Source organism: Maribacter algicola, from assembly GCF_003933245.1.
Lineage (GTDB): Bacteria > Bacteroidota > Bacteroidia > Flavobacteriales > Flavobacteriaceae > Maribacter > Maribacter algicola.
Genome location: NZ_QUSX01000001.1, coordinates 397,222 through 411,438, shown reverse-complemented (window position 1 = coordinate 411,438; position 14,217 = coordinate 397,222). Strand labels below are relative to the sequence as shown.

General features: G+C 42.2%; 10 protein-coding genes and 1 pseudogene. 6 read left to right on the top strand and 5 right to left on the bottom strand.

Annotated elements, in window-relative coordinates:
- Positions 1 to 2: 2 nt before the first annotated feature.
- Together DZC72_RS01800 and DZC72_RS01795 are read left to right on the top strand one after the other, a co-directional pair.
- Positions 3 to 989: a PorP/SprF family type IX secretion system membrane protein gene (locus DZC72_RS01800; protein WP_125221200.1), complete on the top strand. Its 987-nt coding sequence runs from the start codon at positions 3 to 5 to the stop codon at positions 987 to 989.
- 10 nt (positions 990 to 999) lie between these two features.
- Entirely contained in the window at positions 1,000 to 2,919 is a 1,920-nt protein-coding gene (locus tag DZC72_RS01795) for an OmpA family protein (protein ID WP_243641619.1), read from the top strand.
- A 3-nt stretch (positions 2,920 to 2,922) separates the two neighbouring features.
- Here DZC72_RS01795 and DZC72_RS01790 read toward each other — a convergent pair whose 3' ends face one another.
- The 3 genes from DZC72_RS01790 to DZC72_RS01780 form a co-directional block, all read right to left on the bottom strand.
- Positions 2,923 to 3,057: a hypothetical protein gene (locus DZC72_RS01790; RefSeq protein ID WP_317127077.1), complete on the bottom strand. Its 135-nt coding sequence runs from the start codon at positions 3,055 to 3,057 to the stop codon at positions 2,923 to 2,925.
- Positions 3,058 to 3,209: 152 nt separating this feature from the next.
- On the bottom strand, positions 3,210 to 4,460 hold the full coding sequence (locus tag DZC72_RS01785) for an NRAMP family divalent metal transporter (RefSeq protein ID WP_125221198.1): 1,251 nt from the start codon (positions 4,458 to 4,460) through the stop codon (positions 3,210 to 3,212).
- A gap of 39 nt (positions 4,461 to 4,499) precedes the next feature.
- Positions 4,500 to 4,991 carry a SanA/YdcF family protein gene (locus DZC72_RS01780; RefSeq protein WP_317127076.1) on the bottom strand — a complete coding sequence of 164 codons (492 nt, stop codon included), beginning with the start codon at positions 4,989 to 4,991 and terminating at the stop codon, positions 4,500 to 4,502.
- Positions 4,992 to 5,334: 343 nt separating this feature from the next.
- Between DZC72_RS01780 and DZC72_RS01775 the strand changes: the two genes are divergently transcribed.
- A complete protein-coding gene (locus tag DZC72_RS01775; protein WP_125221196.1) occupies positions 5,335 to 7,491 on the top strand; it encodes an alpha-glucuronidase family glycosyl hydrolase in 2,157 nt (718 codons plus the stop codon).
- A gap of 16 nt (positions 7,492 to 7,507) precedes the next feature.
- On the opposite strand, the gene DZC72_RS01770 is transcribed toward DZC72_RS01775, so the two are convergent.
- Positions 7,508 to 9,139 carry a carboxylesterase/lipase family protein gene (locus DZC72_RS01770; protein WP_125221195.1) on the bottom strand — a complete coding sequence of 544 codons (1,632 nt, stop codon included), beginning with the start codon at positions 9,137 to 9,139 and terminating at the stop codon, positions 7,508 to 7,510.
- Positions 9,140 to 9,507: 368 nt separating this feature from the next.
- Positions 9,508 to 10,597, bottom strand: a pseudogene (locus tag DZC72_RS01765) (alpha-hydroxy acid oxidase).
- A gap of 318 nt (positions 10,598 to 10,915) precedes the next feature.
- Here DZC72_RS01765 and DZC72_RS01760 point away from each other — a divergent pair.
- Genes DZC72_RS01760 through DZC72_RS01750 form a run of 3 tightly spaced genes read left to right on the top strand, consistent with a single transcriptional unit; the run spans position 10,916 to position 14,211 of the window.
- Positions 10,916 to 11,617 (top strand): NUDIX hydrolase, encoded by a 702-nt coding sequence (locus DZC72_RS01760; RefSeq protein WP_125221194.1) that lies wholly within the window; start codon positions 10,916 to 10,918, stop codon positions 11,615 to 11,617.
- Between the two features lie 40 nt (positions 11,618 to 11,657).
- Positions 11,658 to 12,581, top strand: coding sequence for a sugar phosphate isomerase/epimerase family protein (locus DZC72_RS01755; protein WP_394340615.1), 924 nt, complete (start codon positions 11,658 to 11,660; stop codon positions 12,579 to 12,581).
- Positions 12,582 to 12,597: 16 nt separating this feature from the next.
- On the top strand, positions 12,598 to 14,211 hold the full coding sequence (locus DZC72_RS01750; RefSeq protein WP_125221192.1) for a carboxylesterase/lipase family protein: 1,614 nt from the start codon (positions 12,598 to 12,600) through the stop codon (positions 14,209 to 14,211).
- The last annotated feature ends 6 nt before the right edge of the window (positions 14,212 to 14,217 follow it).

Genomic DNA, 14,217 nt, shown 5'->3' with positions numbered 1-14,217 from the left:
CAATGGAATATCTAAAGAACAAAGCAACAATTAGTAGTATTCTTGGGTTTGTCCTAGGTGTATTTTTTGTTTCGAATTCGGTTTTTGGTCAAAAGGAGCCCCAATATACACAGTACATGTACAATATTGGAAGCTTTAACCCTGCCTATGTTGGAACTGTGGAAACGCCTGAAATCGCAGCGTTATACAGGGCACAATGGCTCGATATTCCCGGGGCACCAAGAACGATCAGGATTGGTACGAACCTACCCTTGAGCAACGAAACCATGGGATTAGGATTCAATGTGGTCAATGACCAGCTTGGCCCTGTGACCCAGACCTATGCGGATATTTCGTATTCCTACCAGGTAAATTTATCTGAGGAGACCAAATTGTCCTTTGGTATGGATGCGGGCGGTTCTTTTCTGAATGTGGATTTTTCCAAAGGCACCTTTGAAAACCCAGGAGAGCCTTTGAATCAAGAACAGATAAACAGATTTTATCCAACCATAGGGGCCGGTCTGTTCATGTATGCAGATCAATGGTATTTGGGAGCATCGGTGCCCAATTTTCTAACGGAGGGCATTTATAATGACGACGTGGCTTCAATAGTGGAGGACAAACTCCAGTTCAATTTTATTGGTGGCTATGTTTTTGATCTTTCGGACGGACTCAAGTTCAAACCTGCCTTTTTGGTCAATATGTTATCAGGAGCTCCTGTCAATGTCAATGTTTCCACTAATTTCCTAATTAGCGATGTCTTTACTGTTGGTGCCTCGTATCGAGTTGACAATGCTTTTAGCGGCCTTGCAGGGTTCCAGATATCCAATGGTACATTTATAGGATATTCGTACGATTACAATACCAATCCTCTGGGGGAATTCAATAGTGGTTCGCACGAAGTCGTCCTTAAGTTCTATCTAGGAAGAGGTTCTGGAGGTTCCAACGATAAGGATTCCAAAGGACCTAAAGGCAAACCCAAACAAATTGATTCTCCAAGATTTTTCTAATATGAAGAATATGAAGGTTACAACATATATTTTCTTGTTATTGATGGCCCTGCCCGGCTTTTTGTTTGCCCAGGGCAAAAGCTCCAAGGGCGATAATTATTTCTATGGATATCAATACCAAAAGGCAATAGCGGAGTATCAAAAAGAACAACAAAAGGGATCCCTGAACAATTCGCAATTGTTGAATTTGGCAGATTCCTATTTTAAGGTGGGTAATTATAAAAATGCTTCGGAAATCTATCAGGAGGTCAATAAAAAGGACTCCATAATGACCGTGCTTCAATTCAACCAACTATTACAGAGCTTGTCAAAAACTTCCAACAAGGAGCGCGTTCTGACCTTTTTACGCTCAAAATCACCGGTGTTGTCCAATGAATTGATGGACAATGCCGAGTTCAACTTTCAAATATTGGAAACGGGTGCCAATAATGCCAATAAGGTAAACCTTGTTAACCTACCCATCAATTCTCCCCAGACAGATTTCTCACCGGCCTTTTACAAAAACAAGCTTTTGTTCAGTAGCAGTAGGCCCCTTAAGTCAAAGGGTTTATATGAGCCTTCCGGAGAGTCTTATTTGGATATTTATGAAGTTGCCATAAGCGATACCGGTAAAACAGGAGTTGTACAGTTGTTCGACCAAGTGCCCGATTCCAAGTTCCATAAATCCACACCTTTCTATTCCGAGGAAAACGAAAGACTTTTCTATATTCTGTCAAATTCTGAAGAGGGAGAGTTGACCTATGACGAGAATGGAAAAAATTCCTTGGCCTTGGGCATGTATTATAATTCAGGACAATTTAGGTTTTTACTGAAGAACCTAAGCACTTCCTTTTATTATCCTTATTTTGATGCGACGACGGACCGACTCTATTTTGCGGCCAATTTTGATGATAGTTACGGAGGTACCGATCTTTATTATGTGTCCACCAACAATGGGCAGGTAATGTCCGCACCCGTTAATTTGGGTCCAAGAATAAACTCTCCAGGGAACGAAATTGCTCCCTTCATTTTTGAAGGAAGTCTCTATTTTTCATCCGATGTTTTTTATGGGCTGGGAGGCATGGATGTCTATAAATCCAGAATCCAAAGCCGTGATGTGTACGGGATACCCGTAAATCTTGGGGAAGGCATCAATTCTAAGGAAGATGACTTTGGGTTCATAATTAAACAAGAGCAGGAAAATTACATTGGTTATTTGGCATCCAATAGGCCTGGAGGAAAGGGTGGTGACGATATCTATGCGTTCAGGATGGAAGGTATGCCCGGGCTTAAGACTTTTGCCTTACGGGGTAGTGTTGTGGATGCTTCCACCAACTTGGGCATCGCAAAGGCACAGATCAGACTCTTAGACAATCAGGGAAACCTGTTAAAAGAATTGTATAGTGCTGATAATGGTGGTTTTACTGTGGAAATACCTTGGCATGATGAAATCGTTGTTCAATCGGGCAAGGGAGTTTTTTCCGCATATTCAAGATCGTATACAGGTAAGGAATTGGAAGAAATCCAAAAAAGCCCATATACCATCAGGCTGCTCCAGTTGGAAGACTTGGTGGAGGAGACCGAGGGCAAAAAGGTCATAAAACTTAAAAAGTTCTATTTTCCCAAGGGAAATAGCAATTTGACCTCAGAGATTACCATGGAATTGGACAAAGTGGTGGAAGCGGTCCAAAACTTTCCAGATGTAAAGTTACGAATAGAGACCCATACGGACAGCAGGGGCAGCAATGCCAGCAACCAAAAACTGTCCCAGCAAAGGTCTGACGTTATACGCGATTATTTGGTAAGCAAGGGCGTGCCCACAGAAACTATCTTGGAATCCGTTGGTTATGGCGAGGAAAACATTAAGAACAATTGTACTAATGGGGTGTATTGCCTGGATTTTCTTCACAAACAGAACGAACGGACATTAATCGAGGTGGTAAGTAATTAAGGCCTAATTTGCAAGTACACAATCGTCACATCCCTTTATTTTACCGTAATAGGTACCCCTATATTTGTGCAAGGTTTTCAAGGGAAACCCTAGGGCATATTTTTTGATGTAAGTTACATCGGTATACAGTACACCCATTTTTTTAGTGTACCTTCTTTCTTTTTTTGTTCTCCGTCTGATGGAAATTAACTTCATGATTTCTTATACATTTATCGGTAACAAAGGTCTAAAAATCAATGGCCAATCGCAAATAAGCTTTGAGAACTCGTGGTCAAAGGGATTGAGAAGGTTTAAAAAATTATGACCCAGAAATATAAAAGCGAAAAGAACGAAAGAAATAGGATTCCCAGATAGGTGAGAAATCGCAAAAATTGACCAGGTCTTAAATGGGAATCGATTTCATCGCTCATTACATTTTTTAAATTCATATACCCAATGATCGGAGCTACCACGAAGGACACAAAAGTGGCGAGCGCCACCAAATTCCCCATGTTCGCCGAGAATACCGAAATCACCATAAAATTTACAACGGCAAGGACAATTACCGTTATCGCAAAATTCCGTTTGGTCTGGCGGGTGGTTTCCTTTGGAAACAACAGGTCCAATATGTCCAAACTAACACGGCTTACGGCATCATGGGCCGTCATACACGTACTGAACATCGTTGCAAATGCGGAGACGGCAATGAAAATATAGGCCCAAGGTCCAATATGGGTGGTGAACAATTGGACGACTTGGTCGGCAAATTGTACTGAATTATCACTCAATAGGGTATTTGTACCGTACAAGGTGAACCAACCAATGAGCATAAAAAAAACGGCAAGCAGGCCCGTGAAAAAATATCCGAGATTGAATTCTTGGAGCGATTCCTTCAGGCTGGGCTTCTCTTGGGTCTTCCATTTTTCGATACTCCATAGACTCACCCAACTTGAAGCTTCAACCGTGGTAGGCATCCATCCCATTAGGCCTATTAAAAACAAAATTCCTACTTCATTAAAAATGGGAGTGGCTTCAAAACCATCGATGGATTCAGTCCTTCCATTAAATAATACCAATGCCGTTGTAGCGATAAGGGCCACAAATAGAATACTGACCACAAATTTTAGGCTTATTTCCAAGAATTTATATTTGCCCATTATCAATAGGGTACTTATAAATACAAACAGGCCCAGGGCCACCATGCTAATGGAAACACCTGGTGTTTTAAAAAGATTTATAAAAAGGCCCGCGGTTACCGTATAAAGTGCCGCCAATATGGTAAATGTGGAGAAGAGCGTTATGAACGCATAAAACCATAAATACCCCTTGCCTCGGTTCAAATAACCTTCTATAAGGGTCTTGTTGGTAATGCTGGTATAGCGTACGCCAAACTCAAAGAAGGGATATTTGAGCACGTTCGCCAAAACGATGGGGATAATCATGACCCAACCATATTGGGCCCCGGCTTTTGTGGAAAGTACTAAATGCGAGGTGCCTATGGCCATGCTGGCAAAAAGCAGGCCTGGCCCAAGATTCTTGATCAATACTCTTAATGTGCCCATTGGTAAACTAAACCCTAAATTATTTGGTAACTAATGTAATCATTCGATTTTAATTTTATCACCGGAAAACTTTGGTCGGGTGTTGAGGACCAAATCGATAAAAACCTTTACGCGGGCAAAGTATTCCCGTATTTGGATTTTAAATCCGGATTCCAGGGAAACGTCTTGTGCATTGAAGCCAATAGCATTTAGACCATTCTTATGGGCCAAATAAATGGCCCGTTCATTGTGGAATTTTTGTGAGACTACGGTAACTTCCTCAAGCCCAAAAACCTCCTTGGCCCTTATCATGGAATCCAAGGTGCGAAAACCCGCATAGTCGAGGAATATTTTATCGGCGGGAACCCCTGCGGCAACCAGATCATTTTGTATGGTGGTAGGCTCGTTATAATAGATATTTCCATTGTCCCCGCTAACCAAGATAAATTCAATTTTTCCCGCATTGAAGAGGGATACGACCGCATTTAATCTGTATTCGTAATAAGGGTTGGAACCACCACCTCGTATTTTCTTGGCAGTACCTAAAATCATACCCACTTTATTATTTGGAATTTCAGAGAGGGAGGAAAATGTTTTATCTGTAGCAAATGAGTTAATGACTGCATTACTTATTAGTAGTGATATTAGAATCAAGCTAAGTATTACAATTATGAACTTTAAAAATTTTCTACCCACCCTAGTATTTTTAGTTGAAAACCGATTGATTTCCCTGTGTTCAAAAATAGTCAATCTTTTAACGGGGCTAGTAGGTGCAAGATTTCATATTTAAATCTTTTGGGTTAAAATTGTTAGAAAAGTCTATTTTACTCGAAGAAGTTCAAAATTCAACACTAAAGCATGTATTTTTATGCGGATACATGCAATATACCCTCAGATGTCAAAAAAGATTTTTTTTACCTTATTCTTTCTATTTAGTCTTGCCAATGTTCTGCATGCTCAACAGGGCTATACTTTGTGGATGGACTATGCTGGGAGTAATCCCCAAAGCAGAAAAAATCTCAAGTTCCTTGCAAAATCCATTTACATGGAAGCGGGTAGTGATATTCTTAAATCGGCTCAAAATGAAATTGAAATCGGACTTTCCGGTTTGTTAAATGAAAAATTGAATTTTTCGGATACGATGGAGAATGATAATTCTCTAGTGGTTTCCAAGGTTTCCAGTTTAAAGGGAAGTTGGTCACAAAGCATGGATGTTTCTTCTGAAAAGCTTGGCAATGAAGGTTTTTATATCAGAAGTAGAGATGGCGGCATTTTGGTTACCGCAAATACCGATATAGGTTTGCTGTACGGGGTTTTCAGGTTGTTGCAGTTCATTCAGGCCGGACATCATTTAGAGGATTTTAGCCTACTCGATGCACCATCTGTTGACTTGCGAATGCTCAACCATTGGGACAATCTGGATAGGACGATAGAACGGGGATATGCCGGATTTTCTCTATGGAATTGGCAAAAATTACCTGAGTATATCGATCAGCGGTATATTGACTATGCCAGGGCCAATGCGTCTATCGGTATAAACGGAACTGTGCTAACGAATGTCAATGCCAATGCTTTGGTGCTAACGCCCATGTATTTGGAAAAGGTGGCCGCATTGGCAGATGTTTTTAGAAAATACGGTATCAAGGTCTATCTCACCGCGCGTTTTTCGGCACCCATGGAAATTGGAGGGCTTGAAACTGCGGACCCATTAAATACCGAAGTTCGAAATTGGTGGGCTCAAAAGACCAACGAGATTTATAAATGGATACCTGATTTTGGAGGATTTCTCGTTAAGGCAAATTCAGAAGGTCAGCCGGGGCCCCAAAATTATGGTCGTACCCATGTGGATGGTGCCAATATGTTGGCAGAGGCCGTGCAGCCTCACGGAGGGGTAGTGATTTGGCGTGCTTTTGTGTATTCCGAAGATGACGAAACCGACAGGGCCAAACAAGCATATGCGGAATTTGTTCCCTACGATGGCCAATTCATGGAAAATGTATTGGTTCAGGTCAAAAATGGACCGATTGATTTTCAATCTAGGGAACCCTTTCATCCTTTGTTCGGTGCTATGTCCAAGACGCCATTGATGATGGAATTTCAGATTACACAGGAATATTTGGGTTTTAGCTCCCATTTGGTCTTTTTGCCAAAATTATTTGAGGAGGTTTTACAGTCGGACACCTATGTCAAAGGAAAAGGTTCTACAGTCGCCAAAGTGATTGATGGTTCCCAACATAATAAAAGAATATCCGGCATGGCCGGAGTTTCAAATATAGGGACTGACTTGAATTGGACCGGGCATCCTTTTGCACAGGCGAATTGGTTTGGATTTGGCCGTTTGGCTTGGAATCCTGAAACAAAGGCCAATGATATTGCCGAAGATTGGATCAAGCTTACTTACACAAATAACAAGGAATTGATAGCCTTATTAAAACCAATGATGATAAACTCGAGGGAGGCCGTGGTGAACTACATGAACCCTCTAGGCTTGCATCATCTTTTCGATACTGGCCATCATTACGGACCCGGACCTTGGGTGGACAATTTGGGTAGGCCGGATTGGAACCCTACCTATTATCACAAGGCTGATGAAAATGGTATTGGATTCGATAGAACAAAATCGGGCAGTAATGCCCTTGAGCAATATTCCGATGAAGTTTCGTACACGTTTGGGAACCTTAAGACATGTCCTGAGACTTATTTGCTTTGGTTCCATCATCTACCTTGGGATTATACCCTTAACAATGGAAATTCACTTTGGGATGGACTCGCGTTGAGATATCAGGAAGGAGTGGACCAAGTTTCTGAAATGATCGAAACATGGGAAAAGGCACGCAATTTCATAAACAATGACCAATATCACGAGGTTAAAATGTTATTGGATATTCAGTTAAAGGAGGCAAAATGGTGGCGTGATGCCTCCTTATTATATTTTCAAACCTTTTCTGGAATGGAATTGCCAGAAGGAGTTCCTAAACCCACTAAGAGCTTGGAGTATTATAAATCCTTAAAATTTCCTTTCGCTCCGGGGATTCGGCCACAATGGGATTAGATCAAAGGAGTATAGTTTAATTATTTCCGTAGGCCTTATCCAAAAACTCGTACCGTGCATCGGTTTGCGCTTCAATTAATTTGCTTTCCGTGTCAATCACCATTACTGGAGGGGTGTCGTCCTTTTCTTTGGCGGCATCCCATTGGGGCAGGCCTTCGCCATTGGGGTCTCCGGTCTTTATAAAATTGGCAAAATAGTTCTGCATATCGGAGGAAACTTTAAAATCATCGGCCGTCCAAGCATAGTCATCTACCAAATGGAGATTACCCATGCAATATTCTATCTCACAGGCATGTGGCGCCCCTACAGGTTTTGGTGCCGGTGGTGAATTTTCTCCTTTTTCAACGGTACCACCTGCCAAACCACTTGCCTTTGTATTGTCCACCAAGGGTGGTCTTAATTTGCTGTATAAGTAACGATATACGGGCTGGTCGCTGTTTTTTCTGTGTAAATCAAACCATTTCCATGTGCTGTACGCAATAAATCGGTCTGAAGCCAAAGCCGTGGCCGAAAGTTCGATTTCTTTCTCCGAACCGCCAGGATAAAGTTCCATTACCTTTTTGTATTCCTTCGGATAAGCCTCTTTTACCTTGCTCGCATAGTTTTCCGAGGTGTACGGCCCTTGTGTAAATGCCATTCCTGGAATCTCCGCGGAGTTCCATCCCAATAGTAGGGGAACCATGGCTTGTTCTCTGTTTTCGAATATTTCAGGCAATGTTTTAGGGAGAAAATACCCGTCAAGTACCGCTGGAAAACCAAATCTTTGGCTCTCATTGTATAACTCGTATACCTCTCGGGTACTCAAATTTCTTAATTCCGCTAGGGTAGGATAACCAATTTTTTGGGCAAATTCGGAACCGATTTTTTCCGCCTCTTCTAAGGAAACGGGTGCCATGGTGGGATGTATCCCTGCCCCGCTTTCACCAATCGCCCCATGAATCAAATCTTTTGAAAGTGGTGATGCCATTTGATGGCTAACGCCTATGGACCCTGCAGATTCCCCGGCAATCGTTACCTGATTGGGATCTCCTCCAAAAGCCGCAATGTTTTTCTGCACCCATTTGAGGGCGGCATGTTGATCCAAAAGGCCGTAGTTGCCAGAGGCATTGTAATCGGCTTCTGCACTAAGTTCCGGATGGGCCAGGAATCCAAAGACATTCAAGCGGTAATTTGTGGTGACTACAACAATCCCTTTTTTAGCCATGCTCTCTCCGTCATATCTTGGTTCCGATGCATCCCCGGCTACATTGCCCCCTCCAAAAAAATAGACCAGAACGGGAAGGTTTTTGGTGTCTTTTTTGGCCGGTGTCCATACATTTAGATAGAGACAATCCTCGCTAACGCCATTTGATCTTGACTTCATGTCTCCAAAGACCATCGTTTGCATGGGTCGAGGGCCAAAGGCCTTTGTTTCTTTGATACCGTCCCAATTATCAAGGGGTTGCGGAGCCTGCCAGCGCAATTCCCCCACCGGAGGTTTGGCAAAGGGTATTCCAAAATACTTTTGTATTCCAGAATGGGTGTTGTAATTCCCCTCAATGATTCCGTTTTCTATCCTTGCTTGTACGGGAAATGAGTTTGTTTCTTGGGCCATAATCAAATTCATTGATGCGAACACTACTAGGAGTGACAAGATATTTTTTTGCATGGTTGGATTTTTTTCTATTGTCTCAGTGTGATACAATAATACATTGTTTATTTGAGAATACTGCGGGATTCGTAAAAAATAATGGCTAAAGGTATCATTGTGCTAGGGTATTTGTGTTTAAAATTATAAAAAGGAAAGAAAGACCAATTCTTTCCTTTTAATTGCTCAATTCTTTTCTTAATTTATAAAGATATTTTTTGTGTTCTTCTACTTAGAACTAAAAATGAAATACCACATTAAATCCAAGCGGGCAAGGTTACAAAGGAGAGAAATATGTTGAATAAACTGATTATACATGCCAAAGATTAGCGTGTAATCAAGTGATTCGGCAGGGCCTCGACCTTTTCACAGAACAATTGGTCCATTACCTACTGAAATTGGGTCTTCAGCATGCCTATGGTATGGTCTCCCCCTTTTGGACCCAGTGCACCTACCCCGTACATAATGGAACGGCCCATAAAGGTAAATTTTGCGCCACTGGCCATGACCCTTGCAATGTCCGGTCCTGAACGTAAACCGCTATCGAGCATGATTTCGATTTGGTCGCCATATGTATCAGCAACGTCCTGCAGGTTGCCTATGGTCGATTGTGCGGCATCCAATTTCCTGCCACCGTGATTGGAGAGGATGATTCCATCGAATCCCATTTTAATGGCATCTTGGGTATCTCGCTCGGATGCTACTCCCTTCAATACCAGTTTACCTTTCCATTTATCCCGAATCGGTTTAATTTTTTCGGCATTGAGCTTGCCGGAAAAGGTCTTGTCCATAAAGGCCCCCAACTGTTTCAAATTCAGCCCTTCAGGGGTATAGGGCTTCAAGTTTTTAGAAGGTGGGTTGCCCATTCTTCAAGGTATTTAATGCCTAAGAAGGCTTTCCTAAAATTTCAAGGATGTTGGCCACGGACATTTTTGGGGGTAGTGCCAGGCCGTTCTTAAAATCACGGGGCCTGAACCCAAAGGTGGGAACATCACATAGTAATACCAAAACTGGGCAACCTGCTGCTTGCGCCCTATCGATGATATCGTCCCTAATGGCATCATCTACAGGATCGTACAGTTGAAAGCAGGCATTTCCTTCAGTAAGTTCACTGGTTTTTTCAATGTCCATGGTGGTCACCGTAATAAGTATGAACGGAATGTTATGTTTGAAGGCCGCTTTTGCCAAAATGGCCGGTGCGTTGGGCCACATAAGGCCTTGCAATCCCACTGGGGCAATCCCGAAAGGAGCATTGAACTCCATGCCCAACACCTTGGTCTTGGTGGAGCTGGTACCATAATTTTGTAAATATCTGGGTTCTAACTGAACTTCCCTGATTTAACTAGTATTTCTGGCCAAACTTACGTCCTCGTTACAGCCTCCATCCATATATTCAAAAGCAAACCTTGGAATCCTGGACTTTGCCTTGTTACTTAAATCGGCTACAGATGGATAATTCGAATCAAAATTTTTGGACATATTGCTTTATTTGGAGAGAAAAGGTACATGATTTTTCAAAGTAGTTGAAATTAATTGGAGTTCCAAAAAACTTGGTCCTGCAATTTACGGTTCGCGTTATGCAAGATCAAATTTACACGGGATATGCTTCTTGGGTTGAATTCGTTATGGCAACTAAGTGGATCACTATTAAATAATTATTAGAGGCTACTTTGTTGAAACTACTTAATTACTAAAAGTAATTATTACCAACTATTGTCTCATTTTGTTACAATAAAGCTTTGTTTTCTGTTTGTATTGTTCGTTATTTGATACTTTAGGATTTTTAATGTACTGAATTTGAATAGTTCAAAAGAAAATCGGGATTATATTCAGAATGTATCCTATGATTCCGTCATATTTGGGTTTAATGGTAGCCAGCTTAAGATATTGGTTTTGGAGTACCATAATACTGGATATTTTGCACTTCCGGGAGGATTCGTCAAAATGGACGAAAGTCTGGACGATGCAGTCAAGATTGGCGTTAGCCAACGTACAGGGTTAAGGGATATTTACCTGGAGCAGTTCAGCACCTTTGGAAGTTTGGAAAGGTCTAATCCACAAATCATGGAAAGAATTCTTATCGAGAATAATCTTGATATGGTGGAATATGGTTGGATGTTGGGAAGGTTCATATCCATTGGATATTATGCTCTTATTAATTATGAAGAGGTAAGTTTAAAACCTGACGAACTTTCAGATAGTATCAACTGGTATTCCATTGACGAATTACCCGATTTAATTATGGACCATCGGGAAATGGTGGAAAAGGCACTTATAGTCCTCCGGAACAATTTGGATAGAAAAATTGTGGGGATGAATCTTTTGCCTCATAAGTTTACTATGAAACAACTGCAGCAGGTATACGAGGCTATTTTAGGAGAAAAATTACGTCGTACTACCTTTCAAAGAAAAATGCTTTCCTTGGAACTATTGGTAAGGCATGAAAAACTGTTTCAAGGAAAAGCCCATAAGGCACCTTACCTATACAGTTTCAAATAGGATTTTAAATTTTAAACGTAAACCTATAATTATAAACAACATGAACATGAGAAAATTAATCTTAAATGTATTCGTACTGGTTGCGGCCGGTTTGGTCTTTTCCTGTAAGGGCAAGGCCGATAAGGTAAACGAAACAACCGAAACTCCAGAGACAATGGTCGAGGAAGAAACTGATTTTGGTGGATTGGCCCTTTATACCGTTCGGGAAGATATGGGGACAAATGCCAAAACGACCCTCAAGTCCGTGGCCGATGCAGGCTATAAAAATATCGAGGCAGCTAGCTATGCCGATGGGAAATTTTACGATATGTCCCCTGCAGATTTCAAGACATATCTAGGCGAAGTAGGATTGACCCCTTTAAGTACACATCAAGGCTCCGTAACCTTGGAGAATGCGGATCAGATGATGGCCGATGTTAAGGCTGCGGGGTTCGAGTATTTTGTAGTTCCTGTTCCACCAATGGGTATGTTTACGTTCAATATGGAAGATAGGACCATGGGTATGAAAGGTACCGCTCGGGAATTGGCCGATATTTTGGACACCCTTGGGGAAAAGGCGAATGCGGCCGGTCTTAAACTGTTGTATCATAACCATGACTTTGAGTTCAAAAAGGGCGATGACGATACTGTAGTAATTGACTATTTATTGGAAAACTGTAACCCGGAATTTGTAAACTTCCAAATGGACCTGTATTGGGTGACCAAAGCGGGTGCCGACCCTGTAGCGTATTTTGAGAAATATCCGGGCCGATTCAAACTATGGCACGTAAAGGATATGGACGATCAGGGCAGATTTGCGCCCGTAGGCGAGGGAACCATTGATTTCGGTAGGATTTTAGCCAAAAAAGATCTCTCCGGTATGGAGTATTATATGGTAGAGCAGGATATGACCTTTGATGGTCTTAAACCTTTGGAAGCTATTAAAATCAGCCATGAGGGTTTGAAAAAGTTCGGTTTTGAATAATCTTACAATTAACAAAATGAAAAAAGGAACACTTAATTTTTTTGTAATGCTCTTTATGGGGTCACTGGCTGTGCTGGGCCAAGAAGTGACTACGGGAAAGGATGTAGCCGTTACAAATACGGAAAGCGGCAAGGTACGCGGATATATCCAAAATGGAATTTTCACGTATAAGGGAATTCCCTATGCCAAGGCGGAACGTTTTGAGGCATCTGTAAAGCCCGATGCCTGGGAAGGCGTTCGCAGTTCCACCATGTATGGTCCTGTGGCGCCTCTCATGACTTCCACCACCTCGGTTCAGGACGAATCTGAGTTCGTGTTCGATCATGATTGGGGCTATACCAACGAAGATTGCCTGAGTTTGAATGTTTGGACGCCAAGTATTTCGGACAACAAAAAAAGACCCGTTATGTTTTGGATTCATGGCGGGGGTTTTACGGCCGGATCGAGTCATGAGCTTCCTTCCTATGACGGGGAGAACCTAAGTAAAAAAGGGGATGTGGTCGTGGTTTCAATCAATCATAGATTAAACGTATTGGGCTTTTTGGATTTATCGGCCTATGGTGAAAAGTACAAGCACTCCGCCAACAACAGTATTTTGGATATGGTCATGGCCTTGGAATGGGTAAAGGCGAACATTGAGAATTTCGGTGGCGACCCTAACAATGTAACCGTATTCGGTCAGTCTGGGGGAGGGGCCAAGGTGAATACCTTGATGGCCATGCCCAAGGCAAAAGGACTTTTTCATAAGGCCATCAACCAGAGTGGGGCCATGAGGAGCGGTATATTGGAGAAGGAGGATACGCAGGCCATAGCGGCGGAAACCATTTCTATTTTGGGATTGGATGCCTCCAACATCGATAGCATTCAAAAGATACCGTTCGAAGTATTGGCAGATGCCAGTGCCAAGGCCTTACAAAATGTCGCCCAAAAAATGAAGGATGCCGGTAAGCCGGTCATAGGTTTTGGACTGAACTGGGGGCCCAGCAGGGATGGAGAGGACCTTCCTTTTCAAGTTAATTCAAACGAAGCTTTTGAAATGTCCAGGAACATTCCTTTGTTGATTGGGACCGTAAAAAATGAATTTGCACCATTTGCCAACATGCGATTTTTGAACGCTTCCGAAGCCGAAATCATGAAACATATCAAGGATACTTACAAGGATAAGGCCGATGATTATATCGCTGCGGTTAAAAAGGCCTATCCAAATGACAAGGACCCTAAGGATCTATTGGACGTGGATACGATGTTCCGTCCGGGGGCAGTTGCTCAGGCGAATAGAAAATCGAGCTTAGAAGGAGGAGCCCCCGTATATATGTATTTGTTCACATGGCAGTCTCCGGTTTTTGACGGCAAATACAAATCGCTCCACTGTATGGAACTACCCTTTGTTTTTAATACGGTGGACAAAGCAAACCATATGACAGGTGGTGGTGCGGAGGCACATACCTTGGCCGATAAGATGAGCCAGGCGTGGATCAATTTCGCCACGACCGGAAATCCAAATACGGATAGTTTACCGGAATGGCCTGCTTACTCGGAAGAGAATACGGCAACCATGCATTTTGATGTAACCTGTGAGGTAAAACCTCAATGGGATAAAGAATTATTTGAAATAACGAGTGGAAACTAAAAAAAT